Here is a 25,676-nt window from a genome sequence, read left to right as displayed (position 1 = left end):
ACGGCGGCTTTTTTGTCGGCGGATACCGGTGCGTCAGGCCACGCGTTCGCCGGTCGGCGTGTTGCCGTCGGGCGCCGCATGATGGCGGCCGTGCTGTTTCGCGAGCAGGTCGCGGTACAGGCCGGGGCGGTTGCGCAGCACGTCGGGCGGGCCGTCGTCGATCACCTTGCCGTTGTTCATCACGATGATGCGGTCGAAGTTGCGCAGCGTCGACAGGCGGTGCGCGATCGCGATCACCGTGCGGCCGACCATCAGGCGGTCGAGCGCGCTCTGGATCGCTTCCTCGGACGCGCTGTCGAGCGCCGATGTCGCTTCGTCGAGCAGCAGGATCGGCGCATCCTTCAGGATCGCGCGCGCGATCGCGATGCGCTGGCGCTGGCCGCCCGACAGCTTGACGCCGCGGTCGCCGACGATCGTGTCATAGCCTTCCGGCATCGCCTCGATGAACTCCGCGCAGCGCGCGTCGCGCGCGGCGGCGAGCACTTCGTCGCGGGTCGCGTCGGGGCGGCCGTACGCGATGTTGTCGTAGATCGTCCGGTGCAGCAGCGAGATGTCCTGCGGCACCAGCGCGATCGCGTGGCGCAGGCTGTCCTGCGTGAGGCCCTTCACGTCCTGGCCGTCGACCTTCACGACGCCGTCCTGCGTATCGTAGAAGCGCTGCAGCAGCGCGAGCACGGTCGACTTGCCGGCGCCCGACTTGCCGATCAGGCCGACGCGCTGGCCCGGCTCGATATGAAGGTCGAAGTGGTCGAGGATCGCGCGGCGGTGCGGGTACGCGAACGTCACGCGCTCGAAGTCGACGCGGCCGCCCTTGGCCGACAGCGGCTGCGCGTCCGAGCGGTCGGGCATCCCGTGCGGTTCGAGCAGCGTCTTCACCGCCTCGGACAGGCGCGCGACGTGCTGCGTGACGTCGACGAGCGCGACCGCGAGATCGCGCGTGCCGTGCAGGATCGTGAAGCCGAGCGAGCTGACGAGCACGATGTCGCCCGACGTCGCGCGGCCCTGGTCCCACAGCCACAGCGCCCAGCCGAGCAGGCCGGCGGACAGCATCGCGGTGATCACCGCATGCAGCAGCCGCAGCTTCTCGAGATAGAGCAGGCTCTGCTGGCGCGCGTCCATCTCGGCCTTCACCGTCGCGCTGAAGCGCTTCTGTTCGCGCAGCGTCATCCCGAACGCGCGCACGAGGCCCATGTTGCCGATCACGTCGACGAGCTCGCCGTCGACCGCCGCGGCCTTCGCCGCGAATGCGTGGTGGCGCGCCGAGCCGCGACCGGCGAGCTTGAACAGGATGACGGACAGCACGGCCGAACAGCCGAGCAGGCCGGCCGCCATCAGCGGATTGACGACGATGATCATCAGGATCGCGCCCATCACCGCGATGCACGGCGGCAGCACGTTCCACGCCATCGTGTTCTCCGACGTGTAGACCGCGTTCGACGTGGCCGTGATGCGGCTGGCGAGCGTGCCCGGCTGCTTCTCCGAGTAATACGTCGGCGAATGGCCGATCAGATACTGGAACAGGTCGCGCCGCAGGTCGCCGGTGACCGCGACGAAGGTGTGCGCGGCGACCCAGCCGCCGACGCGCCACAGCAGGTTGTCGGCCGCGATCAGCCCGACGAGCAGCGCGAACGCGCTCCACAGCGGGCCGGGGTGATGGCGCCCGGTCGCCAGCACGTCGATCAGGTGCTTGATCGCGTATTGCGAGCCGAGCGCGCAGCCGACGGCGGCCAGCACGCTGCAGAGCACGACCAGGTGCGCGACCGGGTGGAGGCGGATGTAGCGGAACAGGAACGCGATCGGCCGGTGCGCGTAGCTCGACAGCTTCGCGTTGTGGGCGTTGCGCTGGGCAGGGGTGAGAGATTCCAAAATATGCGTGCGGTGATTCGGTGATTGAGCGTGGCGGCTGGATCGCAGGCCGACGTTCGCTCGGACTGAATAATCCGGCATTGTAAACAAGGCCGCGCGTCGCGCTGCGCGAATCTTGCCTTGGCCAGAGGCTCGCGATCGATTTTGAGATAAAATCCGGCATCCCGTCGTGCCTCGTGTGCCGGAATCACGCTGCCGGCAGCTACGGGTTAACAAGGATCGCCAAAACGGCCTTCCACTCTAGAACGGACACCCGAGTCCGCGGGTTGCAAAGTGTTGCTCCTTTGTAACAAAGTAAAGTGTTTGAAATGTCGTGCGCCGTATCGGGATTAACCCTAGATAATCGGCTCCGGGTTCGATTCCAGGTTTTTTACGAACCCCTGTCAACGGGTCTTCGTTTCAAACGTTCTATGCCTGTCGCGTCGCCGACGCTCCTTGTGCAGCGCGGGTTCGACGCCCCCGGCAGGCTGATTCGTCCGAGGTTCGGACGACATGTATCCAGCCCGGACCACCGGCAGGTTGCCGACCCATACCTGGTTTTTTGCCGATTTTTTAGGAGTTACGCATGCGAATCGCCCAAATCGCTCCGTTGCATGAAGCGGTGCCCCCGAAACTGTACGGTGGTACCGAGCGGGTGGTGTCCTACCTCACCGAAGCACTCGTCGAGATGGGGCATGACGTCACGCTCTTCGCGAGCGGCGATTCGCAGACCTCCGCGAAGCTCGAAGCGTGCTGGCCGCAGGCGCTGCGCCTCGACCCGACGATCCGCGACGTGATGGCCCCGCACATGCTGCTGCTCGAGCAGGTGCGCCGCCGCGCGGAAGAGTTCGACGTCCTGCACTGCCACATCGACTACTACCCGTTCTCGCTGTTCTCGCGTCAGCCGGTCCCGCATCTGACGACGATGCACGGCCGTCTCGACCTGCCGGAACTGCAGCCGATCTTCAACGCGTTCAGCGACGTGCCGGTCGTGTCGATCTCCGACAACCAGCGCATCCCGCTGCCGCAGGCGAACTGGCTGTCGACCGTCTACCACGGCCTGCCGGAAAACCTGCTGACGCCGATCCCGAACGTGAAGCCGAGCTACCTCGCGTTCCTCGGCCGCATCTCGCCGGAGAAGCGCGTCGACACGGCGATCCGCATCGCCGAGCAGGCCGGCCTGCCGATCAAGATCGCCGCGAAGCTCGACAAGGCCGACCGCGCGTACTACGAAGAGAAGATCAAGCCGCTGTTCGCGCTGCCGCACGTCGAGTACATCGGCGAAATCAGCGAGTCGGAGAAGACCGAATTCCTCGGCAACGCGCATGCGCTGCTGTTCCCGATCGACTGGCCGGAGCCCTTCGGCCTGGTGATGATCGAGGCGATGGCCTGCGGCACGCCGGTGATCGCGTTCAAGCGCGGCTCGGTGCCGGAAGTGATCGACAACGGCGTGTCGGGCTTCGTCGTCGAAGACGAACTGTCGGCTGTCGCCGCGCTCAAGCGCCTCGATACGCTGCCGCGCGAGAAGGTTCGCGCCGCATTCGAAGCCCGTTTCTCGTCGAAGGTGATGGCGCAGAACTACGTGAAGGGCTACGAGGAACTGCTGCGCCAGAAGCGCCGCACGGTGCTCCGCGAAGTCAACGCAAGCTGATTGCGGGCCGCCGCCGCATGGCGGTGCGCGGCCGTCACGACGCCCCGTCCGGGTTTTCCGGCGGGGCGTTGTCACATCTGCGGCGCGGATGTGTTGTATTCTCGCCGCGCCCGGCGCCGCGAACGGCCCTCGAAGCGGCCCGGCACGCCATCCGGCCATCTGTCCAGACGGTAATGTCCCTATAATGGCCGTGCCGTGAAATCCGGCCCAGTATGAATATCCAGAGGAGAGCAGTCTTGGCGAGAACGAAAACCACGCGCGCAGCGCCGGCCCCCGGCGCCGGTGTGATCTTCGCGTTGCGCGCGATCGGTCTCGTGCTGCTCGCGCGCTGGCTGTTCTCGATGTCCCAGATGGGCTATCGCTCGTCGCTGTCGGCGATGGTGTCGTCGCCGTGGGCATTCCTCTACCTCATCCTGATCTTCCTGCTGCTCGCGCTGCCGGGCGCCGCCGCCCGGGCCGAGCGGCCGTTCCATCCGCTGCCGCAGTGGCTGCGCCAGGCGCTGCGCGCGTTCGCGCTGATCGGCTTCCTGTTCGCCGTGTGGTCGATCGGCGCGTTCACGTGGGCGGCCGGCTGGCGCCGCGCCCTGCACGCGGTGACGGCGACCAACGGCTGGCTCGTCGCCGCGCCGGCGCTCTATGCGGCGATCGTATGGATCTGCCGGCCGCGGCCGCTGTGGCGGACCAACGTGGCCGCGCGCCGCTTCGCGGTGGGCCGGTATGCGATTTCGCTCGACGTGCTGACGCGCACCGCGATCGTCTGGATGGAAAGCCGCAAGGTCGGTCAGTACGATGCACGCGAACTGTCGGTGCGCTGGCCCGGCCACGCGACACCCGCCGCGGGCGAGCAGGGCGCGCAGCCGGCGGTCGTGCCGCCGCGCCGCGGCAGCCTGTTCAATCGACCGAAGGTGGAGCTGCTGTGGGATTCACCGGCGGCGGTCGGCCACAACCGGCAGATCGTGATGCGCGCGCCGCTCGCGACCGAAGGCGACCGCGTCGCGGTGCTCGCGCTCGACGCGGCGCTCAAGCAGATCGTCTGACACGGCTCGCGCACCGGGCGCGGGCGACAAGGAGGCGCGATGATCGTCCGCTGGTTGCTGGCTGCCATTCACCTGAGTGCGTTCGGCGTCGCATTCGCCGCGATCGCGGCGCGTAACCGTGCGTTGCGCCGGCTCATCGCGTCGGCGCAGCCAGCCGATTTGCCCGGCGTGTTCAAGGCGGATGCGGTCTGGGGGCTGTCGGCGCTCGTGCTGATCGCGACGGGCCTTGCGCGGGCGTTCGGCGGTTTCGAGAAAGGGGCCGCGTACTACCTGCACGAACCGCTCTTTCACCTGAAGATGACCGCGCTCGTGCTGCTCCTGCTGCTCGAAGTCGTGCCGATGCTGGGGCTGATCCGCTGACGTATCGTCGCGCGGCGGCAGCAACTGCCCGATCTCGGCCGGGCGCGCACCTATGTGCGGATCGGCCACTGGCAGGCGGTGCTGGTGATCGTCATCGTGTTCGCCGCGTCGGGGATGGCGCGGGGGATCGGGCTGGCTGGGTAGGTGCGGTCGGTTAGGCAGGCCCGGTTAGGGAGGCTCGGTTAGGGGCGCCCGGTCAGGATCGTCGCGGGGCGACCGGCCGGCCGCGCATTCGCGAATCCCGCTTTTGCTTCGCCGGTCTTTCCCGGCCGGCGATCGCCGATACACGGGCGAATCGCCTCATTCCATCCGACCGGGCGACCTTGCCGCCCGGTCCCTCCCACGCTCAGCGTACGAGGCACGGGCGCTTGTTGTTGAACGTCCAGCCCGGGATCAGGTACTGCATCGCCGCCGCGTCGTCACGGGCGCCGAGGCCGTGCTGCTTGTACAGCTCGTGCGCGAGCGCGACCGCATCCATGTCGATGTCGATGCCGAGCCCCGGCCGCTTCGGCACTTCCACCAGCCCGTTCTCGATCTTCAGCGGCTCCCGCGTCAGCCGTTCGCCGTCCTGCCAGATCCAGTGCGTATCGATTGCGGTGACCTGGCCCGGCGCCGCGGCCGCGACGTGCGTGAACATCGCGAGCGACACGTCGAAGTGGTTGTTCGAATGCGAACCCCACGTGAGGCCCCAGTCGCGGCACATCTGCGCGACCCGCACCGACCCCTGCATGGTCCAGAAGTGCGGATCGGCGAGCGGGATGTCGACGGCGTGCAACTGCACCGCATGGCCCATCTGCCGCCAGTCGGTCGCGATCATGTTGGTCGCCGTCGGCAGCCCCGTCGCGCGGCGGAATTCGGCCATCACCTCGCGTCCCGAGTAACCGTTCTCCGCACCGCACGGATCTTCCGCATACGCGAGCACGTGATGCTGATCGCGGCACAGCCGCACGGCTTCGTCGAGCGACCATGCGCCGTTCGGATCGAGCGTCACGCGCGCGTCGGGGAAGCGCTCGGCGAGCGCCGTCACGGCTTCGATCTCGCTGGCCCCTTCGAATACGCCGCCCTTCAGCTTGAAGTCGTTGAAGCCGTAGCGCGCATGCGCGGCTTCGGCGAGCCGCACGACGGCTTCGGGCGTCAGTGCGGCTTCGTCGCGTACGCGCGTCCAGTCGTCGGTCGCGCCGCGGCCGTCGCGATAGGGGAGCGCGGTCTTCGTGCGGTCGCCGATGTAGAACAGGTAGCCGAGCATCTCGACCCGCTCGCGCTGCTGGCCTTCGCCGAGCAGCGCGGCGACCGGCACGCCGAGATGCTGGCCGAGCAGGTCGAGCAGCGCGGCTTCGAGCGCGGTGACGGCGTGAATCGTCGTGCGCAGGTCGAAGGTCTGCAGCCCGCGGCCGCTTGCGTCGCGGTCGGCGAAGGTGCGCCGCACGTCGTTGAGCACCGCATGGTAGTTGCCGACTGGCTGGCCGACGACGAGCGCGCGCGCGTCGTCGAGCGTGCGGCGGATGCTTTCGCCGCCCGGTACTTCGCCGACGCCCGTGCGGCCCGCGCTGTCCTTCAGGATCACGAGGTTGCGGGTGAAGAACGGGCCGTGCGCGCCGCTCAGGTTGAGCAGCATGCTGTCGTGGCCGGCGACCGGAATCGCTTGCAGGTCGACGATGCGCGGCGTGTCGTGGGAGGGCGAGGCAGTGACGGCGTTCATGGGCGGCGATGGCGAAAGAGTGGGCGATGCCGTGCGGCAAAAGCTTTGCCGCGCGCGGCGGGAGGTGCGATCATTCGACAACCGACGTGCGCGGCGCGCAAGCCCCGCATGTCGACGCAACCCGAATGGGGTGGAAGCGACAACCGGGCCGGCGGAGCGCAGAACGCGAACGCGGGTCGATCGTCACGCACGGGACCGGGCGGTGCTGAACAGCCGACCTGAGTCGACAGGAGATCCGTGCACCGATCATCAGTCGTCGGATGACTTGTGACGCAGTATAATGAAACATCGGCTTTCGCTCAAACCCCGCGTAAACCCTCGGCTCACATTACGATCATTCAAAAAGGAACCGGCCACATGTCCGTGCCTACGCTTCCCGCAGCGCCGCGCCGTCGCGCACGCAGCCTCGCACAAGATGTCGTCGACGCGCTGACCGCGCAGATCGAAAACGGCACGCTGCGGCCCGGCGACAAGCTGCCGACCGAAACCGAAGTCATGGCGGCGCAGGGCGTGAGCCGCACGGTCGTGCGCGAGGCGATCTCGCGGATGCAGGCGAGCGGCCTCGTCGAGACGCGCCACGGCATCGGCAGCTTCGTGCTGGAGCCGTCGCGCCGTCAGACGCTCGGCATCGATCCCGCGACGATCACGACGCTGCGCGACGTGCTCGCGGTGCTGGAGCTGCGTATCAGCCTCGAAAGCGAGTGCGCGAGCCTGGCCGCGCAGCGCGCGAACGATGCCGACCTCGCCGCGCTGCGGCGCGCGCTCGACGCGATCGCGACGGGCGCGGGCGGCGGGCGTGACACCGCGCAGCTCGACTTCCAGTTCCATCTGCAGATCGCGCAGTCCACCGGCAACCGCTATTTCGTCGACATCATGACGCAGCTGGGCACGTCGATCATTCCGCGTACGCGGGTGAATTCGGCGCGCTTTGCCGGCGACGACCTCGAGCGTTACGTCGGCCGGCTGAACCATGAGCACGAGGACATCTACGAGGCGATCGCGCGCCACGATCCGGAAGCGGCGCGCGCCGCGATGCGCACGCACCTCACCAACAGCCGCGAGCGCCTGCGCCGCGCGCACGAGGCAGCCGAGGCCGAGGCGGGCTGACCGTTGCGTCACGGGGCTCGCGAGGTCGCGGGTCCGCTGGCATTGCTTTAACATCAGTCGTCATACAAGAGCGACGCAATCGTCTCGATCTCCGCGGCCAGGCGGCGTTCCCGCCGCCGGCCGCCCGTCTCGCCGATCAGCCTCCCTTCGTCACGATCGTTTTCCACGCGCCGTTTTTCACCTGGTACAGCGTCGACATCCCGCTCTTCAGCGAGCCGTCGTTCGCGAACGAGATGCGGCCGGTCACGCCGGGGAAGTCGATTTTCTTCAGCGCCGGACGATAGGCCTTCGGGTCGGTCGAACCGGCCGCCTGCATCGCCTTGATCGCCGCCCACGCCGCGTCATAGCCGAACTGCGCATACGACAGCACGTCGACGCCAAAGCGCTTCTTGAAGCGCGCCTCGAAATCCTTCCCCTGCGGCAGCTCGTCGAGCGGCTGACCGTATTCCCACGCCATCGCGCCTTCGGCGGCCGGCCCCGCGATCTTGATGAACTCGTTGTCCTTCACGCCGCCGCCGCCGACGAATTGCGCGTTCAGCCCGAGCTGACGCATTTGCTTGATGAAGTTGGCGGCGAGCGAATCGAGGCCGCCGAAGAAGATCAGGTCGGGATTCTTGGCCTTCAGGCTCGTGATCTGCGCACGGAAATCGACCGCCTGGTTGCTGGTGAACTCGCGGCCGATGAGGTTGCCGCCGGCGGCCTTCACGGCCTTCTCGAATTCGTCGGCCTCGCCCTGGCCGAACGCGGTGCGGTCGTCGATGATCGCGATGCGCTTCGCCTTCGTCACCTCGACCGCGTACTTGCCCGCGTTGCCGGCATTCTGGCCGTCGGTCGCGATCACCATGAACATGTTCGCGAGCCCGCGCGACGTGAGCGTCGGGTTGGTCGCGGCCGGGTCGATCACCGGAATGCCGGCCTTGTCGTAGACCACCGACGCCGGAATCGTCGTCCCCGAATTGAAGTGACCGACCACGACCGACACGTTCTGGTCGACCAGCGCCTGCGCGGCCTGCACGCCGATGCGCGGGTCGGCCTGGTCGTCCTGCACGACGAGATTGAAGCGGGCGGGCTTGCCGGCGATCTGCACCTTCTGCGCGGCCGCATCGTCGAGCGCGAGCTGCACGCCGTTTTGCAGATCCTTGCCGTAGCCGGCGTTCACGCCCGTGAGCGGCGCGGCGAAGCCGACCTTCACGTCGGTTGTGTCGGCAGCCTGGGCAGCCTGTTGCGAGAGAAGGGCAAGCGCGGATGCAATCGACACCGACAGCAGGGAATGACGGAATTTCATGTTGTTCCTCTTGTTCGACACCGGCGAGTGGGTACCGCGCGCGCCTGGGCGGGCCGGGCGCGTGCGACGGGCGGGCGGTTCGACCGCTTCTCGGAATCGGGCGGGGAGGTCGGCATCGTGATCCTCGGAAACATCTCCCGTCAGGCTCCGCGAAGAGCCCCGATTGCTTCGATATATAGGTCGCCGATATGCGCGGGTCTTGGAAATTTGTCGCGCATTCGATGCGGATTTGCGCATAGCTTCCGCGCGTGCACGGGCGGCCGGTATCGGGAGTTTCCCGTCGCGAACGCAACGGGCGCAGAGAAGAGGGGCGGTGCGGGCAAAAACGCGGCGCGGCCCGTCAGAAGGGCCGCGCCGCGCGTGGGTCGACGTCAGTCGGACAGGGCGTCCGACGCGGCTTCGGCGTCGTCGTGCGACGCGGTCGTGCGGATCAGCGGGTCGCTGGTGCTCGGGCGGCCCGTTTCGACGTGGCCGGCGAAGCGGCGCAGGAAGCCGAGCAGGCGGCCGTCGCTGACGGTGAGGTCGTACCAGCCGTGGCTGCCGCGCAGGTCCCAGTAATCGTCGACGTGCGCGCCCGGCGCGAGGTCGAACGTACGCGCGTGGCCGTGGCCGTACGCGTTCGTGACCTTGAGCCGCACGGCCTTGTGGCCGCGGTTCATCAGGCGCAGCGTGATGTTGCCGTTCGCGACGTCGTAGCCGTAGATCACCTCGGGGTTCACGTCCGCGCTGCCGACCCCGGTCGCGAACGGGCCGCGGAAATGGCAGTAGAAGCCGTTCGGGCCGTATACGTCGAGGTCGTACAGGCCGAGCGATGCGGCGGCGCTCCACGTATCGGCGATACGTTTGCCGGCTTCGACCGTGTACGCCCACGGGCCGTCGACGCGGTTGCGCGACTGGACCTGGAACGCGGCGCCCGCCCGGCCCGTGTTCGCGAAGGTCAGCCGGAACTGGCCGTTGGCGGCTTCGACGCGGCCGTGCACGAACAGCTCGTACGGCAGCGCGCGCGCCGGACGCAGCCCGGCTTCCTGTTTCGGCAGCTTCTGCAGCACCGGCGGCACCGGGATGTAGTCGGGATGGCGCACGTGGTCGGGCGGCGCGTAGCCGCTGGTGTCGGGCAGCGTCGGCCATGCGGCGTCCGCGGTCGCGAACTCGAACGCCGACGTCAGGTCGCCGCACACCGCGCGGCGCCACGGCGACACGTTGGCGGCCGTGACCGGATACTGCGCGCCGAAGCGCGCCTCGATGAATTGCAGCAGCGACGTGTGATCGAAGGTCTGCGAGCAGACCCAGCCGCCCTTGGTCCACGGCGACACGACCAGCATCGGCACGCGCGGCCCGAGCCCGTAAGGGCCGGCCATGTGCGACGCGTCGCCGGCGAACACCTCGTTGGTCGTCGCGACCGTCGACAGCCCGTTCTCGCGCGACTGCGGCGCGAACGGCGGCGGCACGTGATCGAAGAAGCCGTCGTTTTCGTCGTACGTGATGAACAGCGCGGTCTTGCTCCACACGTCGGGATTCGACACCAGCACCTTCAGCACCTGCTCGATGTACCACGCGCCGTAGTTCGCCGGCCAGTTCGGGTGCTCGGAATATGCTTCGGGCGCGCAGATCCACGACACCTGCGGCAGCGTGCCGTTCTTCACGTCCTGCTGCAGCACGTCGAACAGCGTGCCGCCGGCGCTGATGTTGGTGCCGGTGCGCGCCTTGTCGTACAGCGGCGTGCCGGGCAGCGCGGTGCGGTACTGGTTGAAGTAGAGCAGCGAGTTGTCGCCGTAGTTGCCGATGTACGGGTTTTGCGTCCAGCCCCACGAGCCGTTCGCGTCGAGCCCCGTGCCGACGTCCTGGTAGATCTTCCACGACACGCCGGCCTGCTCGAGCACTTCCGGATAGGTCGTCCAGCCGTAGCCCTTTTCCTCGTTGCCGAGCACCGGGCCGCCGCCCGTGCCGTCGTTGCCGACGTAGCCCGTCCACATGTAGTAGCGGTTCGGGTCGGTCGAGCTCGGGATCGCGCAGTGGTACGCGTCGCAGATCGTGAACGCGTCGGCGAGCTGGTAGTGGAACGGGATGTCGTCGCGCTTCAGGTACGCCATCGTCGTGGTGCCCTTGTTCGGCACCCACTGGTCGTAGCGGCCCTTGTTCCAGGCGGCGTGCATGTCCTGCCAACCGTGCGGCAGGTCCTGCAGGAACTGCAGGCCGAGCTTGTCGGCGCCCGGGTGGAACGGCAGCAGTTCGGCCGGGCCGACCGGCTGGTGAAACACCGACTTGCCGTTCGCGAGGCGCAACGGGCGCGGGTCACCGAAGCCGCGGACACCGCGCATCGTGCCGAAGTAGTGGTCGAACGAGCGGTTTTCCTGCATCAGGATCACGATGTGTTCGATGTCGCGGATCGTGCCGGTGCGGCGGTTCGCGGGAATCGCGAGCGCATCCCGGATCACGGGCGGAAACAGGTTCAGCGCGGCAGCGCCGGCGGTGCCGGCGGCGACGCGCAGGAAGTCACGACGGTTCGATCGGGTCATGGTCGTTATCGTGGGGTAAAGAGGGAGCCGATTGGCGGGACCTGCGGGAAGGGCGCGCACCGGGTCGCAGGATGCGGCTGCGCCGGTGCGTGCCGCCGCGAGCATAGCGAGGAATCGGTGTCATTCATGTGAAGTCCGGAAACGTTTGCACGGGCAGCGGACCGGCATCGGGATGCGGCGTCAGCAGGTCGGCTGCAACGGGAAAGCGGGAAAGCGGGAAAGCGGGACAGCTGGACGGCGGGACAACGGGACAGCGGGACAGCGGGACAGCGGCGCGCTGGAGCAGCGCAGGGCAGTGCCGACGCGTCAGGCGTCGGTCACCCACGCGCCGAACCATTCGCTCGGGCGGGCGATCTCGTCCTGCGCGGCGACGAGTTCGAGCTCGTAGCGTCGCGCGTCGTAGGTGGCCTTCACGACCGCGTGCACGGCCGCTAGCGTGTGCTCGAACGCGGCGCGCACCGAGTCGCCGCGCAGCCGGCACGCGACGAAGATCGCGCTGGTCAGATCGCCGACGCCGACCGGGTGGCGCGGAAACGCATACAGCGGCCGCTGGCCGATCCACGCTTCGGTCTCGGTGACGGCGAGCATGTTGAAACGGTCGGCCGGACTGTTGCGGTCGTGCAGGTGCTTGACGAGGATGATCTGCGGGCCGCGGCGGATCAGCGCGCGGCATGCGTCGACGGCTTCGGCGACGGTCTCGATGCGCCGCCCGGCGAGCTTCTGCAGTTCGGTGTGGTTCGGCGACATGCCGTCCGCGAGCGCGGGCACCTCCTGGACGATGAATTCCTCGACGCCGGGCTCGGGCCGGATGCCGCCCGTCTGGCCCATCGCCGGATCGCAGAAGTACCACGCGTTCGGATTCATCGCCTTTACCGTGCGCACGATCTCGACCGCCGCGCGTGCCTGCGGCGGCGAGCCGAGGAAGCCGGACAGCACCGCGTCGCACCGCTTGAGCACGCCGATGGCGGCGATGCCGTCGACGAGCTGTTCCATCTTCGCGGCGTCGATCGCGCTGCCGGCCCAGTGGCCGTACTGCATGTGATTCGACAACTGGACGGTGTTGAGCGGCCAGACGTTGATGCCGAGACGCTGCATCGGGAACACGGCCGCGCTGTTGCCGGCATGGCCGTAGATGACGTGCGACTGAATGCTGAGGACGTTTTTCATGGGAATTCGCCTGCACGCGTTTCAGGGTCACGTCACACGATACCCGAGTTCGTCAACCGCGCGGAAGTCGCGTGGCCCCGGAGTGTTGCGCGCCGTCGTCACGCGACCGCGTAGAATCGCGGGGCGCGAGACAGCCCCGCTGGGGCCCGGCTGCCCGCGCGCGTCCCCAATCACCGTGATCGCCATGCTTTCGATTTGCAAGATGTTGTCCGTCGCACGTGCCGCCGTGCTCGGCGCGAGTGCCGCCGCCGCGTGCGCGATGCCGGTTGCGGCCGTTGCGGCCACGCCCGCCGCCAACGACGGGCCCGCTTACGGCCCGCGCCTGGAAGGATTCGCGTATCCGGCGCCCGTGCATGAGTACGCGTTCGTGTCGCAACGCGAAACCCTCGAGATGGCGTACCTCGACGTGCAGCCCGCGCATCCGAACGGTCGCACCGTCGTGCTGCTGCACGGCAAGAACTTCTGCGCGGCGACCTGGGAGGACACGATCGGTGTGCTGAGCCGCGCCGGTTATCGCGTGATCGCGCCGGACCAGATCGGTTTCTGCAAGTCGTCGAAGCCCGAGCGCTACCAGTACAGCTTCCAGCAACTCGCGCGCAACACGCACGCGCTGCTCGAATCGGTCGGCGTGAAGTCGGCGACGATCATCGGCCACTCGACGGGCGGGATGCTCGCGATCCGCTACGCGCTGATGTATCCGAAGGCGACCGACCAGCTCGTGCTCGTGAACCCGATCGGCCTCGAGGACTGGAAAGCGCTCGGCGTGCCGCCGCTGTCGGTCGACTACTGGTATGCGCGCGAACTGAAGACCAACGCCGACGGCATCCGCCGCTACGAGCAGTCGACCTACTACGCGGGCAAGTGGGCGCCGTCGTACGAGCGCTGGGTGCAGATGCTCGCCGGGATGTATCGCGGCGCCGGCCGCGACGCGGTCGCGTGGAATTCCGCGCTGATCTACGACATGATCCTCACGCAGCCGGTGGTCTACGAATTCGGCGCGATTCGCGTGCCGACGCTGCTGATGATCGGCGACAAGGATACGACCGCGATCGGCAAGGACGTCGCCCCGCCCGACGTGCACGCGAAGCTCGGCCGCTATCCTGAGCTCGCGAAGCGCACGCAGGCCGCGATTCCCGGCGCGCAGCTCGTCGAATTTCCGGCGCTCGGACACGCGCCGCAGATCCAGGACCCGGACGCGTTCCACAAGGCGCTGCTCGACGGGCTGGAGGCCGTGCACCCGCAGTGACGCGGGGCAGGCGGCAGGCCGCGCGCGGTCGTGCGGTCAGCGTGCCTCGTTCGCGAGCTCGTCGCGGATCTGCGCGGTCAGTTCGAACGAGCGTAGCCGCGCGGCGTGATCGTAGATCTGCGCGGTGATGATCAACTCGTCCGCGCCCGTCTGCGCGATGCGGTCGCGCAGCTTGTCGCGCACCGTATCGCGCGAGCCGACCGCCGCGAACGACAGCGAATGGGCGACAGTCGCGAGCTCGAGTTCGTTCGCCTCGAGCACGTCGACGGGCGGCGGCAGCTTGCCCGGCGTGCCGCGCCGCAGGTTGATGAACTGTTGCTGCAGCGACGTGAACAGGCGCCGCGCCTCGTCGTCGGTCTCGGCCGCGAACACGTTGACGCCCACCATCGCATGCGGTTTCGGCCACGCGGCCGACGGCCGGTATTGCGCGCGATAGATCTCGAGCGCCCGCATCAAATAGTCCGGCGCGAAATGCGACGCGAACGCGAACGGCAGCCCGAGCATCGCCGCGAGCTGCGCGCTGAACAGGCTCGAACCGAGCAGCCACACCGGGACGTCGAGCCCCGCGCCGGGCACCGCCCGCACGCGCTGGCCCGGTACCGGCTCCGCGAAGTAGCGCTGCAGCTCCGCGACGTCGTCCGGAAACGAATCGGCACTGCCGATCAGGTCGCGGCGTAGCGCGCGCGACGTGGTCTGGTCGGTGCCGGGCGCGCGGCCGAGGCCGAGGTCGATGCGCCCCGGATACAGCGACGCGAGCGTGCCGAACTGTTCGGCGATCACGAGCGGCGCATGGTTCGGCAGCATGATGCCGCCCGAGCCGACCCGGATCGTCCGGGTGGCGCCCGCGACGTGGCCGATCACGACGGCGGTGGCCGCACTCGCGATCCCCGGCATGTTGTGATGCTCGGCCAGCCAGTAGCGTTGGTAGCCCCAGCGTTCCGCATGCTGCGCGAGATCGACGGTGTTACGGAACGCCTGCGAGGCGTCGGCGCCGGCCGGAATGGGGGCGAGATCGAGTACGGAAAACGGTGTCATCGGAAGACCTTCGAAACGGGGTGGCGTGGTGATGCGCTGACGCAACAAATGCCAAGGATTTTGCCAAAGGGTTCCGGAACGTGCTGGCGGCGCGCGGATACCCATGCGCCTTACAGGGGTGCAGGGTTGCTTGCGACGATCGTTGCAAAAATCAAGCTAATCGCTGATTAATTACCAAACTTTACGGCGATTGGAAGTGAAACCGCATCGACATACAAATTTGCACGAAACGTTTGATTTTAAAGACTGCAATACGCCTGCAAAGTACTTACGCTAACGTGAACGTGACCGGGCCGATCAGGTCCGTCGACCGCTCAGCTTTGCCGGAATTGCACTAGTCCGTTTCTCGAAGCGCCGCACGCGGGGGGCTGCGGACTGCTAAAATCCGGCGCCTGCCCATGTTGTGCCGATGGAGCCATTCGAGTCTTCCCGCATGTCGTCCGGGCGCTGCGCGGGGATACGCCACGCGAAGCCGGGCATGGCCGCACCCGAACGACGGGTCGTGCCTCCCCCATTACAGACGCTGCTGGAACAAGGAGTCGGGTCGTGCCCGCGTTCGTCGTCGTCGGAATACCGCATCACGCTCAATCACGCTCAAGCGTTTGCCAAGGCGCCCCGTTCGCCGGGAGGCCTCGCGCATGACGCCCGCCGCAACGCTGCTCGACTGGCTGCTGATCGTCTTCACGCTGGCCGCGGCCGGCTACGCGCTCGTCGCGGCCTTCGCGCCGCGGCCGCGCACGCCGCGCACCGCGATGCGCGACGGCTTCGAGCCGGTCAGTGTGCTGAAGCCGCTGTGCGGCGCGGAGCCGCACCTGTATGAAAACCTCGCGACCTTCTGCGCGCAGCGCCATCCTCGCTACGAGGTGCTACTCGGCGTCGCATCGTCGGCCGATCCGGCCATCGCCGTCGTCGAGCGGCTGCGCGCCGATCATCCGGAGTGCGACATCACGCTCGTGATCGACGCGCGCGTGCATGGCAAGAACCTGAAGGTCAGCAACCTGATCAATCTCGCCGAGCGCGCGAAATATGGCCGCATCGTGATCGCGGACAGCGACATCGCGGTGCAGCCCGACTATCTGGAGCGTGTCACGGCGCCGCTGGCGGACCCGTCGGTGGGGGTCGTCACGTGCCTGTATCATGCGCGCAGCGTCGGCGGCTTCTGGACGCGGATCGGCGCGCAGTTCGTCGACGCGTGGTTCGCGCCGTCGGTGCGCATCACGCACCTCGGCCGCTCGAGCCGCTTCGGCTTCGGCGCGACGCTCGCGCTCACGCGCGACACGCTCGACCGGATCGGCGGGCTCGTCGCGCTGAAGGACGAACTGGCCGACGATTTCTGGCTGGCCGAACTGCCGCGTCGCCTCGGGCGGCGCACCGTGCTGTCGGAGGTCGAGGTCGCGACCGACGTGATCGAACCGTCGTTCGGGCCGCTGTGGCACCGCGAGACGCGCTGGCTGCGCACGATCCGTTCGCTGAACCCGGCCGGCTTCGCGTTCCTGTTCATTACGTTTACCGTGCCGTGGCTCGCGATCGGCGCGGCGCTCGCGTTGCGTCTCGACGGCACCTTCGCCGGCACGCTGGCGGGCGGGGCGGCCGCGCTCGGCGCATTCGGCCGGCTCGTGCTGCATGCGCGCGGCGAGGACGGCTGGCGCGCGTTCTGGCGCGACCTGCCGCTCGTCGCGGTGCGCGACACGCTGCTCGCACTCGAGTGGCTCGCGGCCGTGTTCGGCACGCACGTCGTGTGGCGCGGCGCCAGGATGACGGTCGTCGGCGGCGAACGCGCGACGGCGGCGGCCGTGGAAGCAGTGGACGGCCGCTAGGGCCGTCGATCGAACCCGGCCCGCGGGCCGAGACGCGTCGCACGGCGAAGCCGCGCGGCGCGACATGACAGAGAGGCGGGCGCCGGCATGGCGGCCCGCGGTTTTTTGACTGAATCGTTGTAACGAAACGAACTATGCAGGCTACCGGAGCATTCATGAAAACGCTGTTCTTGCAGGCCCCTTCGTATGACGGCTTCGACGGCGGAGCCGGCTCGCGCTATCAGGCGAAGCGCGAAATCCGTTCCTTCTGGTATCCGACCTGGCTCGCGCAGCCGGCCGCGCTCGTGCCGGGCAGCCGCGTCGTCGATGCGCCGGCCGACGGCCTGTCGGTCGAGGAAACGCTGAAGATCGCCAATGACTACGATCTCGTGATCATCCACACGAGCACGCCGTCGTTCCCGACCGACGCGATGTTCGCGCAGGATCTGAAGAAGATGAAGCCGTCGATGCTGGTCGGCATGGTCGGCGCGAAGGTGATGGTCGATCCGCACAACTCGCTCACGGCGAGCGAGGCGATCGACTTCGTGTGCCGCGAGGAATTCGACTACACCTGCAAGGAACTCGCCGAAGGCAAGCCGTTCCCCGAGATCAAGGGCTTGAGCTGGCGCGCGAAGGACGGCTCGATCGAGCACAACGAAGCGCGTCCGATCCTCGAGAACATGGACGAACTGCCGTTCGTCGCGCCCGTCTACAAGCGCGACCTGAAGATCGACAACTACTTCATCGGCTACCTGAACTACCCGTACGTGTCGATCTACACGGGCCGCGGCTGCAAGTCGCGCTGCACGTTCTGCCTGTGGCCGCAGACGGTCAGCGGCCATCGCTACCGCACGCGCTCGGTCGAGAACGTGCTCGCGGAAGCGAAGTGGATTCGCGACAACATGCCGGAAGTGAAGGAACTGATGTTCGACGACGACACCTTCACCGACGACCTGCCGCGCGCCGAAGCCATCGCCATCGGCCTGGGCAAGCTCGGCATCACGTGGTCGTGCAACGCGAAGGCGAACGTGCCGTACAAGTCGCTGAAGATCATGAAGGAAAACGGCCTGCGCCTGTTGCTGGTCGGCTTCGAATCGGGCGACGACCAGATCCTCGTGAACATCAAGAAGGGCGTGCGCACCGATTTCGCGCGCCGCTTCAGCGCGGACTGCAAGAAGCTCGGCATCAAGATCCATGGCACCTTCATTCTCGGCCTGCCGGGCGAGACGCAGGAAACCATCAAGAAGACGATCGAGTACGCGAAGGAAATCAATCCGCACACGATCCAGGTGTCGCTCGCCGCGCCGTATCCGGGCACGACGCTCTACAAGCAGGCCGTGGAAAACGGCTGGATGGAAGAGAACAAGACCATCAACCTGGTCAGCAAGGAAGGCGTGCAGCTCGCGGCGATCGGCTATGCGCACCTGTCGCGCGACGAGATCTACCACCATCTCGAGCAGTTCTATCGCCAGTTCTATTTCCGTCCGTCGAAGATCTGGGAAATCGTGCGCGAGATGCTGACGAGCTGGGACATGATGAAGCGTCGTCTGCGCGAAGGCGTCGAATTCTTCCGCTTCCTGCGCGCGCACGAGGCCTGATCCGTGGCGACGCAGCGGGCGGCGCGGGCGCTGATCTTCACCGCGGACGACTTCGGGCTGCACCCGCGCGTCAACGCGGCGGTCGAGCGCGCGCACCGCGACGGCGTGCTGAACGCCGCCAGCCTGATGGTCGGCGCCCCCGCCGCGCAGGATGCGATCGAACGCGCGCGGCGGTTGCCGTCGCTCGCGGTCGGCCTGCACCTGGTGCTCGCGGACGGGCCGGCCACGCTGCCCGCGCATGAGATTCCCGCGCTCGTCGGGCCCGACGGGCGCTTCGGCGACGCGATGGCGAAGGACGGCTGTCGCTTCTTCTTCCTGCCGCACGTGCGCGCGCAGCTGCGCCGCGAAATCCGTGCGCAGTTCGACGCGTTCGCGGCGAGCGGCCTGCCGCTCGACCACGTGAACGCGCACAAGCATTTCCACCTGCATCCGACCGTGCTGTCGATGATCATCGAGATCGGCCGCGACTACGGGCTGCGCGCGGTGCGGCTGCCGTACGAAACGAGCGCGCCGGCGCTGCTCAAGCCGTGGATCGCGCTGGTGCGCGCGCGGCTCGACCGCGCGGGGCTCGCACACAACGACTACGTGGTGGGCATCGAGCAGACGGGCGCGATGGACGAGGCCGTGCTGCTCGACGCGCTCGCGAAGCTGCCGCCGGGCGTCGGCGAGATCTACTGCCATCCGGCCGAGGCCGGCGACGGCCCGATCACGCCGACGATGGCCGGCTACCGTCCGCTCGACGAACTGGATGCGCTGCTGTCGCCGCGCGTCGCGGCCGCGCTGAAGGCGGCGGGCGTCGCGACCGGCGGCTTTGCCGACATATTCGGCGAGCCGGCGGCCCGACGCGGCGCGCACGCGTCGCGCGCACCGGGAGCGCAGCCGTCATGAGCAAGTGGATCAAGTGGCTCGGCTGGCCGATCGGCATCGGCATCCTGCTCGCGCTGGGGCTGCACGAAGGCGTCGGCGACGTGTCGCAGATGCTCGCGCGCGCCGGCTATGCGCTGCTGTGGCTCGTGCCGTTTCACGCGCTGCCGCTGCTGCTCGATGCGTATGCATGGCACCAGCTGCTCGACCGGCGCAGTTCGCTGCCGTTCCTGTGGTGGATCGCGACCGTGCGCGAGGCCGTGAACCGGCTGCTGCCCGTGGTGGGGATCGGCGGCGAGATCGTCGGCATCCGGCTCGCGCGCTGGCAGGTGCCCGACGCGAGCCGCGTGACCGCGTCGGTGATCGTCGAGGTGCTCGTGACGATCGTCGTCCAGTATGCGTTCGCGGCGCTCGGCCTCGTGCTGCTGCTCGCGACGACCGACAACATGGGCGGTGGCACGATCGCCCTCGCGCTGCTGCTGACGCTGCCGTTGCCGGTGCTCGGCGTGGTGCTGATGCGGCGCGGTGGCATCTTCCATGCGATCGAGCGTTTCGCGGGCCGCCTGCTCGGCGATTCGCACCGGCTGCTGCAGGGCGTCGACGGCCGCCGGCTCGACGCCGACATCGATTCGCTGATGTCGCGCACGGGCCTGCTGTTCAGCGCCTTCTTCTGGCAACTGGCCGGCTACGTGCTCGGCGCGCTCGAGATCTACTGGGCGCTCGCGTTGCTCGGCCATCCGGTGTCGATCGGCGGCGCGATCGCGATCGAGGCGATGACGCAGGCGGTGCGGCATGCGGCGTTCATGGTGCCGGGCGGGCTTGGCGTGCAGGAAGCGACCGTCGTGCTGCTCGCGCAGATGTTCGGCGTCGACCGCGAGACGGCGCTGTCGCTCGCGGTGGTCAAGCGCGGCCGCGAGGTGCTGTTCGGCTGCCTCGCGCTCGGCTCGTGGCAGCTTGCCGAGCTGGTGCGCACGCGCGGCCGTCTGGGCGCGCCGCCGGCCGGGCCGCGCCCGGCGCCGCCGGCGAACCGGGCGTCCGAAACCCGGACCGAAACCGAAACGACGCATTGAACACGGGACGGGCTGCACGGCCCGTCTCGCGCTTTTGGCGTCGCGCGGGTATCCTTGCCGCGTGTTTTCTCGACGCGCAACTCTTCCGATGATTTTTCGTTTCCGGCTGCTTTCCGTGACGATGCTGGCCGCTGCGCTGGCGCTGACCGGTTGCGACGACCAAGGCCATCTCGACGTGCAACGTATCAGGGACTTCTTCAACGCGATCAAGCCCGCGCCGCTGTTGCTGAAAGGGCTGAAGGTCGGCGCATCGACCGAGGCCGACGTGCGCGGCACGATGGGCAAGCCCGAGACCGAGCGCACGTTCACCGACGGCTCGAAGCGTCTCGAGTATCCGCGCGGCCCGATGGGCAACCAGACGTGGTTCGTCGATCTCGATGCGAACGGGCGCTACACGGGCGCGACGCAGGTGCTGACCGCCGAGAATTTCGCGAAAGTGCACCCGGGGATGGACGAGGACGAGGTGCGGCGCCTGCTCGGCAAACCCGGCGACGTCGCGCAATATCCGCTGAAGCCCGAGACGGTCTGGAGCTGGCGCTGGCTCGAGGACGGCGTCAACACCGACGCGTTCTTCAACGTCCATTTCGGCCCGGACGGGCTCGTTTATACGACGTCGCGCTCCGACATCCTGAAAGGGCGCTGACCTTCACGCGCGGCGTTTCTTCAGCCAGTCGCGCAGCGCGTCGTTCATGCGCGTCTGCCAGCCGGGGCCGTCGGCCCGAAACGCGGCGAGGATGTCCGCGTCGTAGCGGATGCTGACCTGCTCCTTCGGGTGCTCGAGCTTCGGGCGCCCGAATTTCTTCGCGACGACCTCGACGAAGGGCTCCATCGCATCGATTTCTTCGTCGCCGAGTTCACGAGCGTCCGGATCGGCGGCGATGCCGCGCGCGATCGCCGCTTCTTCCTCGGGCGTGTTGCGGATGAATTTAACCGCCTTCTTCATATCGACTTATCTCTCGGTTGTTGGCTTTTCGCAGGCTGACGACACGCAGCGCGCGGCCGCGCGGGACGACGATCGCCGTGTAAAGGCGCGCGCCGATCGGCACCAGACAGATCCAGCGTGCCTCGCCGTAGTCCCGGCGGGTGTCCGGCCACGTGCGCGCGGCTTCCCACTCGGCGAATTCGGCCATTCGCAACGAGATGCCGTGTTTCAGCCGGTTCGACAGATCCTTGGCCTCGTCGAAAACGAATGGAATTTCGACTAATTGTGGATGCAAAAACATAGGCAGGCAAGGCGTTTTTGTGGATGCAAAAAATAAGCCGCCGCGGCGGATGGCAGCGAATCGGCGCGCAGGCGGGCATCGTGTCGCGGGCATGAGCGAGCGATTGTGTGGCGTGGGTCCGGACCTGCCCATTCGGCCGGACGGCCAGCCCGGCGCTATATCGAAAAAGCGACCGGAAAATTGCAAAAAACCCGCTTCCCGGCGCGTCATCCGACTGTCAGGAAGCGGGTTTTTCCCTTTTGAAACAGCGGTGTAGGCCGTGCGCAGAAATGGTGGGACGAATTGTTGCGACGCAGCAACCGCGCGCACGGTGATTTGAGGCAATCAATTTCGCTTGCGACTATCCGCGTCACCCCGGCGCGGGACAGGCTGTCGCGTCGGCATTCATTCAACTCTGGAGACGCGCGTGTTCCTTTACGGCTTTGGTCCCGTCCTCTGGGCCGGCACCGTGCAGACCATCGAGCTGTCGGTGCTGTCGCTCGCCACTGCGGTGGCGCTGGGGCTGATCGGCGCGGTGGCGAAGCTGTCGCACAACCGGGTGCTGCGAGCGATCGCGACCGGTTATACGACGCTGATCCGCTCGGTGCCCGATCTTGTGCTGATGCTGCTGCTGTTCTACAGCATCCAGATCTGGCTGAACCAGTTCACCGACCTCGTCGGCTGGAGCCAGATCGACATCGATCCGTTCGTGGCCGGCGTGCTGACGCTCGGCTTCATCTACGGCGCGTACTTCACCGAGACGTTTCGCGGCGCGTTCCTGTCGGTGCCGCGCGGCCAGCTCGAAGCCGGTTCGGCTTACGGGATGAGCGGCGCGCGCGTGTTCGTGCGGATCATGTTTCCGCAGATGATGCGCTTCGCACTGCCGGGCATCGGCAACAACTGGCAGGTGCTCGTGAAGGCGACTGCGCTGGTGTCGATCATCGGTCTCGCGGACGTCGTGAAGGCCGCGCAGGACGCCGGCAAGAGCACGTTCAACATGTTCTTCTTCATTCTCGTCGCGGCGCTGATCTATCTCGCGATCACGACCGTCTCCAACCTCGTGCTGATCCAGCTCGAGAAGCGTTATTCCATGGGCGTGCGGCACGCAGAACTATGATCGAGATCCTCCAGGAATTCGGCAAGGCGTTCCTTTTCTGGGACGGCCAGCGCCTGTCCGGCCTCGCGGTGACGCTGTGGCTGCTCGTCGCATCGATTTCGCTCGGCTTCGTGTGCGCGGTGCCGCTCGCGGTCGCGCGCGTATCGAGGAACAAGTGGGTGTCGATGCCGGTGCGGTTCTACACGTACGTGTTCCGCGGCACGCCGCTCTACGTGCAGTTGCTGCTGATGTACACGGGCATGTACAGCCTCGAGTTCGTGCGTTCGCACTCGCTGCTCGACGCGTTCTTCCGCAGCGGTTTCAACTGCGCGATCCTCGCGTTCGCGCTGAACACCTGCGCGTACACCACCGAGATCTTCGCCGGTGCGATCCGCGCGATTCCGCACGGCGAGGTCGAGGCGGCGCGCGCGTACGGGATGTCGCCGTTCACGATGTACCGCCGCGTGATCCTGCCGTCGGCGCTGCGTCGCGCGCTGCCGCTGTACAGCAACGAGGTGATCCTGATGCTGCACGCGACGACGGTTGCATTCACCGCGACCGTGCCGGACATCCTGAAGGTCGCGCGCGACGCCAATTCCGCGACCTACATGGCGTTCCAGTCGTTCGGAATCGCCGCGCTGATCTATCTTGCGGTATCGTTCGCACTCGTCGCGGCGTTTCGCCGCGCGGAGCGCCACTGGCTCGCGTACCTCGCGGCCGCCCGTCATTGAATTACTTCGAGGAGAGCCAGTTGGCCGAGATCACCCAAACGAGCGCGTCCGCTTCCGTCAAGCTGGCCGCGGTCGACATCCACAAGCGCTATGGCGACAACGAGGTGCTCAAGGGCGTGTCGCTGAATGCGAAGGCCGGTGACGTCATCAGCATCATCGGCGCGAGCGGCTCGGGCAAGAGCACGTTCCTGCGCTGCATCAATTTTCTCGAGCGGCCGAATGCGGGGCAGATCGTCGTCGACGGCGAGGCCGTGCGCACCAAGACCGACCGTGCCGGCGCGCTCGAAGTCGCCGATCACAAGCAGTTGCAGCGCATTCGCACGAAGCTCGCGATGGTGTTCCAGCACTTCAACCTGTGGGCGCACATGAACGTGCTCGAGAACGTGATGGAAGCGCCCGTGCATGTGCTCGGCATTTCGAAGAAGGAAGCCGAGGAGCGTGCACGCGAGTATCTCGAGAAGGTCGGTTTGCCGCCGCGCGTCGAGAAGCAGTATCCGTCGCATCTGTCGGGCGGCCAGCAGCAGCGCGTGGCGATCGCGCGGGCGCTGGCGATGCATCCGGACGTGATGCTGTTCGACGAGCCGACCTCGGCGCTCGACCCGGAACTGGTCGGCGAAGTGCTGAAGGTGATGCAGAAGCTCGCCGAGGAAGGCCGTACGATGATCGTCGTCACGCACGAGATGGGTTTCGCGCGCAACGTGTCGAACCACGTGATGTTCCTGCATCAGGGGCGGACCGAGGAAGAGGGCGATCCGAAGGAAGTGCTGGTGCGCCCGCATAGCGAGCGGCTCAAGCAGTTCCTGTCGGGCAGCCTCAAGTAACGCGACAGGGCAGGTTTCAACCGTGGTACCGGTGTCTCGTCCCGCAGGCGCCACCCGCACGACGCAGGTGGCGATCGTTGCATTGCCGCCCGTGTCGATGTCGGGCGTGGGGCCGATCGTCGATGCGCTGAATCTCGCGAACGAGATCGACGGGCGGCTCCTGTACCGCTGGCAGGTGTGTTCGTGGGACGGGCGGCCGGTGCCGCTCGCGGGCGGTGCGCAGTGGCATGCCGATGCGGCGTTCAACGATGCGATCGCGTGCGACTGGTTGATCGTCGTGTCCGAGCGGTTTCAGCAGTTTGCCGATTACCGGTTGTTTCTCGCGAGTCTCGCGCGGGTCGGGCAGCGCACGCCGGTCGTGACGGGTATTCACCACGGCGTGTGGTGGTTGGCGATGGCGGGGCAGCTTTCCGGGTATCGCGTGAGCGTGAACTGGGAGACGTATCAGCAGTTCGCCGAGCAGTTCGAGCGGTCGATCGTCACGCAGCAGATCTTCGAGATCGATCGCGATCGGGCGACCTGTGCCGGTGGGCAGGCGACCGTCGATTTCATGCTGGCCATGATTGGCCGGGAGCATGGGGCGGATCTCGCGGAGCGGATTGCCGATGCGCTGGGGGCCGGCACGCTGCGCAGCGGCGAGGAGCGGCAGAGGATTCCTTTTGTTACTGCTCCGGGGGAGCGGCATCCTCGGCTCAATGACGCGTTGCTTTTGATGGAAGCCAATGTCGAAGATCCGCTTACTACCGATGAGATCGCCGGATTGGTCGGCGTTTCGCGCCGACAGTTGGAGCGGCTCTTTCGGCAGTATCTCGGGGCGATGCCCTCCAAGTATTACCTCAATCTTCGGTTGCTCAAGGCTCGGACTCAGTTGCAGCGGACCAGCAAGTCGGTTGTTCAGGTTTCTCTCGCCTGTGGGTTCTCTTCTGCTGCGCACTTTTCTAACGCTTATCGCGAAAGGTTTGGGGTTACGCCTCGGGAGGATCGGCGGGCGTGGCTCGAGAAGCAGACTGGCGGGGGCAGTGAACCTCGCGGGGGGGCGCTCGTCGAGCGCGGGAAAGATTGAGGTTTGGGTTTGGTTTGTTTGGTGGTTTGCTCGCGGTTGGCGTGAAGCACCTGCAATCGTGTCGGTCTATTAGCGTCGCCCCTGCGCGGGGCAGCGGTCACTTTTCTTTGTCTTGCCAAAGAAAAGTAACCAAAAGAAAGGCGCTCAGATATCGCATGACTTACCGGTGCCATGGCACCCCGAGTGGTCCGCACAAAAGTGTCCGCGCCAGTCAGGAATCCGGAGTGGTTCGAGCAATGGTTCTGACACCACTCGCTACACCACGGAGTGGTATACCGCTCGCTAGCTCCGTCCTCGCTTCGCTCGGCCGACAGGTCCATCCCCACCCAATCGCTATCACCGGCCCCCTCACAAGGAACCAACTCTCGATAAGCAGGAAATTCGCCACTCGCAAGAAAAATGGGGCGGCAAGCACATCGATGTCACGAAAATACCGACCGTCGAATAATCGGATCACACAAATGCTGGGAGCAGAAAAAATGCCTGG

The 25,676-nt window shown here is 67.0% G+C and carries 21 protein-coding genes and 1 pseudogene; 14 read left to right on the top strand and 8 right to left on the bottom strand.

The genetic code is table 11. The features are described 5' to 3' along the window. Positions 1-33 precede the first annotated feature (33 nt). Complete coding sequence (locus BLS50_RS02630) at positions 34-1,866, bottom strand: ABC transporter ATP-binding protein (protein WP_023475440.1); 1,833 nt, start codon at positions 1,864-1,866, stop codon at positions 34-36. 565 nt (positions 1,867-2,431) lie between these two features. Here BLS50_RS02630 and BLS50_RS02625 point away from each other — a divergent pair. The 3 genes and pseudogenes from BLS50_RS02625 to BLS50_RS02615 all read left to right on the top strand — a co-directional run bounded on the left by BLS50_RS02625 (position 2,432) and on the right by BLS50_RS02615 (position 5,037). Then, the gene (locus tag BLS50_RS02625) at positions 2,432-3,496 is read left to right on the top strand and encodes a glycosyltransferase family 4 protein (protein ID WP_006476459.1); all 1,065 of its coding nucleotides are present in this window, start codon (positions 2,432-2,434) and stop codon (positions 3,494-3,496) included. Between the two features lie 236 nt (positions 3,497-3,732). Next, positions 3,733-4,533 (top strand): hypothetical protein, encoded by an 801-nt coding sequence (locus BLS50_RS02620; protein ID WP_074800531.1) that lies wholly within the window; start codon positions 3,733-3,735, stop codon positions 4,531-4,533. Between the two features lie 39 nt (positions 4,534-4,572). Next, positions 4,573-5,037 (top strand): annotated as a pseudogene (locus tag BLS50_RS02615) (DUF2214 family protein). 202 nt (positions 5,038-5,239) lie between these two features. Here BLS50_RS02615 and gudD read toward each other — a convergent pair. Beyond that, the gene (gudD, locus tag BLS50_RS02610; protein WP_011544970.1) at positions 5,240-6,592 is read right to left on the bottom strand and encodes a glucarate dehydratase; all 1,353 of its coding nucleotides are present in this window, start codon (positions 6,590-6,592) and stop codon (positions 5,240-5,242) included. Positions 6,593-6,949: 357 nt separating this feature from the next. On the opposite strand from gudD, the gene BLS50_RS02600 reads away from it, so the two are divergent. Beyond that, complete coding sequence (locus BLS50_RS02600) at positions 6,950-7,699, top strand: FadR/GntR family transcriptional regulator (protein ID WP_011544971.1); 750 nt, start codon at positions 6,950-6,952, stop codon at positions 7,697-7,699. 136 nt (positions 7,700-7,835) lie between these two features. Here BLS50_RS02600 and BLS50_RS02595 read toward each other — a convergent pair whose 3' ends face one another. The 3 genes from BLS50_RS02595 to pdxY all read right to left on the bottom strand — a co-directional run bounded on the left by BLS50_RS02595 (position 7,836) and on the right by pdxY (position 12,667). Next, the gene (locus BLS50_RS02595) at positions 7,836-8,984 is read right to left on the bottom strand and encodes a branched-chain amino acid ABC transporter substrate-binding protein (RefSeq protein WP_012328174.1); all 1,149 of its coding nucleotides are present in this window, start codon (positions 8,982-8,984) and stop codon (positions 7,836-7,838) included. Between the two features lie 371 nt (positions 8,985-9,355). After that, on the bottom strand, positions 9,356-11,500 hold the full coding sequence (locus tag BLS50_RS02590; RefSeq protein WP_074800528.1) for a phosphocholine-specific phospholipase C: 2,145 nt from the start codon (positions 11,498-11,500) through the stop codon (positions 9,356-9,358). 306 nt (positions 11,501-11,806) lie between these two features. Then, entirely contained in the window at positions 11,807-12,667 is an 861-nt protein-coding gene (pdxY, locus tag BLS50_RS02585) for a pyridoxal kinase PdxY (RefSeq protein ID WP_027813498.1), read from the bottom strand. A gap of 184 nt (positions 12,668-12,851) precedes the next feature. Here pdxY and BLS50_RS02580 point away from each other — a divergent pair, with 184 nt between their 5' ends. After that, entirely contained in the window at positions 12,852-13,913 is a 1,062-nt protein-coding gene (locus BLS50_RS02580) for an alpha/beta fold hydrolase (RefSeq protein ID WP_027813499.1), read from the top strand. Between the two features lie 36 nt (positions 13,914-13,949). Here the strand turns inward: BLS50_RS02580 and BLS50_RS02575 are convergent, their stop codons facing one another. Continuing rightward, on the bottom strand, positions 13,950-14,948 hold the full coding sequence (locus tag BLS50_RS02575) for an LLM class flavin-dependent oxidoreductase (RefSeq protein ID WP_012328176.1): 999 nt from the start codon (positions 14,946-14,948) through the stop codon (positions 13,950-13,952). 638 nt (positions 14,949-15,586) lie between these two features. Here BLS50_RS02575 and hpnI point away from each other — a divergent pair. The 5 genes from hpnI (at position 15,587) to BLS50_RS02550 (ending at position 20,919) form a co-directional block, all read left to right on the top strand. Next, positions 15,587-16,765, top strand: coding sequence for a bacteriohopanetetrol glucosamine biosynthesis glycosyltransferase HpnI (gene hpnI / locus BLS50_RS02570; protein WP_074800525.1), 1,179 nt, complete (start codon positions 15,587-15,589; stop codon positions 16,763-16,765). A 134-nt stretch (positions 16,766-16,899) separates the two neighbouring features. Then, complete coding sequence (hpnJ, locus tag BLS50_RS02565; protein ID WP_374105011.1) at positions 16,900-18,342, top strand: hopanoid biosynthesis associated radical SAM protein HpnJ; 1,443 nt, start codon at positions 16,900-16,902, stop codon at positions 18,340-18,342. A gap of 3 nt (positions 18,343-18,345) precedes the next feature. Next, positions 18,346-19,230, top strand: coding sequence for a hopanoid biosynthesis-associated protein HpnK (hpnK, locus tag BLS50_RS02560; RefSeq protein WP_074800521.1), 885 nt, complete (start codon positions 18,346-18,348; stop codon positions 19,228-19,230). After that, complete coding sequence (locus tag BLS50_RS02555) at positions 19,227-20,276, top strand: lysylphosphatidylglycerol synthase domain-containing protein (protein ID WP_027813503.1); 1,050 nt, start codon at positions 19,227-19,229, stop codon at positions 20,274-20,276. The genes hpnK and BLS50_RS02555 overlap by 4 nt, the downstream gene beginning before the upstream one ends. Positions 20,277-20,364: 88 nt before the next feature. Next, complete coding sequence (locus BLS50_RS02550) at positions 20,365-20,919, top strand: hypothetical protein (RefSeq protein WP_074800519.1); 555 nt, start codon at positions 20,365-20,367, stop codon at positions 20,917-20,919. A 3-nt stretch (positions 20,920-20,922) separates the two neighbouring features. Here the strand turns inward: BLS50_RS02550 and BLS50_RS02545 are convergent, their stop codons facing one another. Both BLS50_RS02545 and BLS50_RS02540 read right to left on the bottom strand, forming a co-directional pair. After that, on the bottom strand, positions 20,923-21,219 hold the full coding sequence (locus BLS50_RS02545; RefSeq protein WP_059836664.1) for a BrnA antitoxin family protein: 297 nt from the start codon (positions 21,217-21,219) through the stop codon (positions 20,923-20,925). Then, on the bottom strand, positions 21,203-21,499 hold the full coding sequence (locus BLS50_RS02540) for a BrnT family toxin (protein ID WP_074800515.1): 297 nt from the start codon (positions 21,497-21,499) through the stop codon (positions 21,203-21,205). Before BLS50_RS02540 ends, BLS50_RS02545 begins: the two co-directional genes overlap by 17 nt. Positions 21,500-21,905: 406 nt before the next feature. Between BLS50_RS02540 and BLS50_RS02535 the strand changes: the two genes are divergently transcribed. Genes BLS50_RS02535 through BLS50_RS02520 form a run of 4 tightly spaced genes read left to right on the top strand, consistent with a single transcriptional unit; the run spans position 21,906 to position 25,189 of the window. After that, positions 21,906-22,595 carry an ABC transporter permease gene (locus BLS50_RS02535; protein WP_074800513.1) on the top strand — a complete coding sequence of 230 codons (690 nt, stop codon included), beginning with the start codon at positions 21,906-21,908 and terminating at the stop codon, positions 22,593-22,595. Then, positions 22,592-23,305, top strand: a complete 714-nt coding sequence (locus BLS50_RS02530; protein WP_006476443.1) for an ABC transporter permease — start codon at positions 22,592-22,594, stop codon at positions 23,303-23,305. Before BLS50_RS02535 ends, BLS50_RS02530 begins: the two co-directional genes overlap by 4 nt. 20 nt (positions 23,306-23,325) lie before the next feature. Then, positions 23,326-24,126: an ABC transporter ATP-binding protein gene (locus BLS50_RS02525; RefSeq protein ID WP_074800510.1), complete on the top strand. Its 801-nt coding sequence runs from the start codon at positions 23,326-23,328 to the stop codon at positions 24,124-24,126. Positions 24,127-24,148: 22 nt separating this feature from the next. Next, positions 24,149-25,189, top strand: a complete 1,041-nt coding sequence (locus tag BLS50_RS02520; RefSeq protein WP_011544983.1) for a GlxA family transcriptional regulator — start codon at positions 24,149-24,151, stop codon at positions 25,187-25,189. Positions 25,190-25,676 lie beyond the last annotated feature (487 nt).

This window comes from Burkholderia orbicola (genome assembly GCF_900100915.1).
Taxonomy (GTDB): domain Bacteria; phylum Pseudomonadota; class Gammaproteobacteria; order Burkholderiales; family Burkholderiaceae; genus Burkholderia; species Burkholderia orbicola.
Note: the sequence above shows the minus strand (reverse complement) of the source record. Positions and strands in the feature narration are given on the sequence as shown.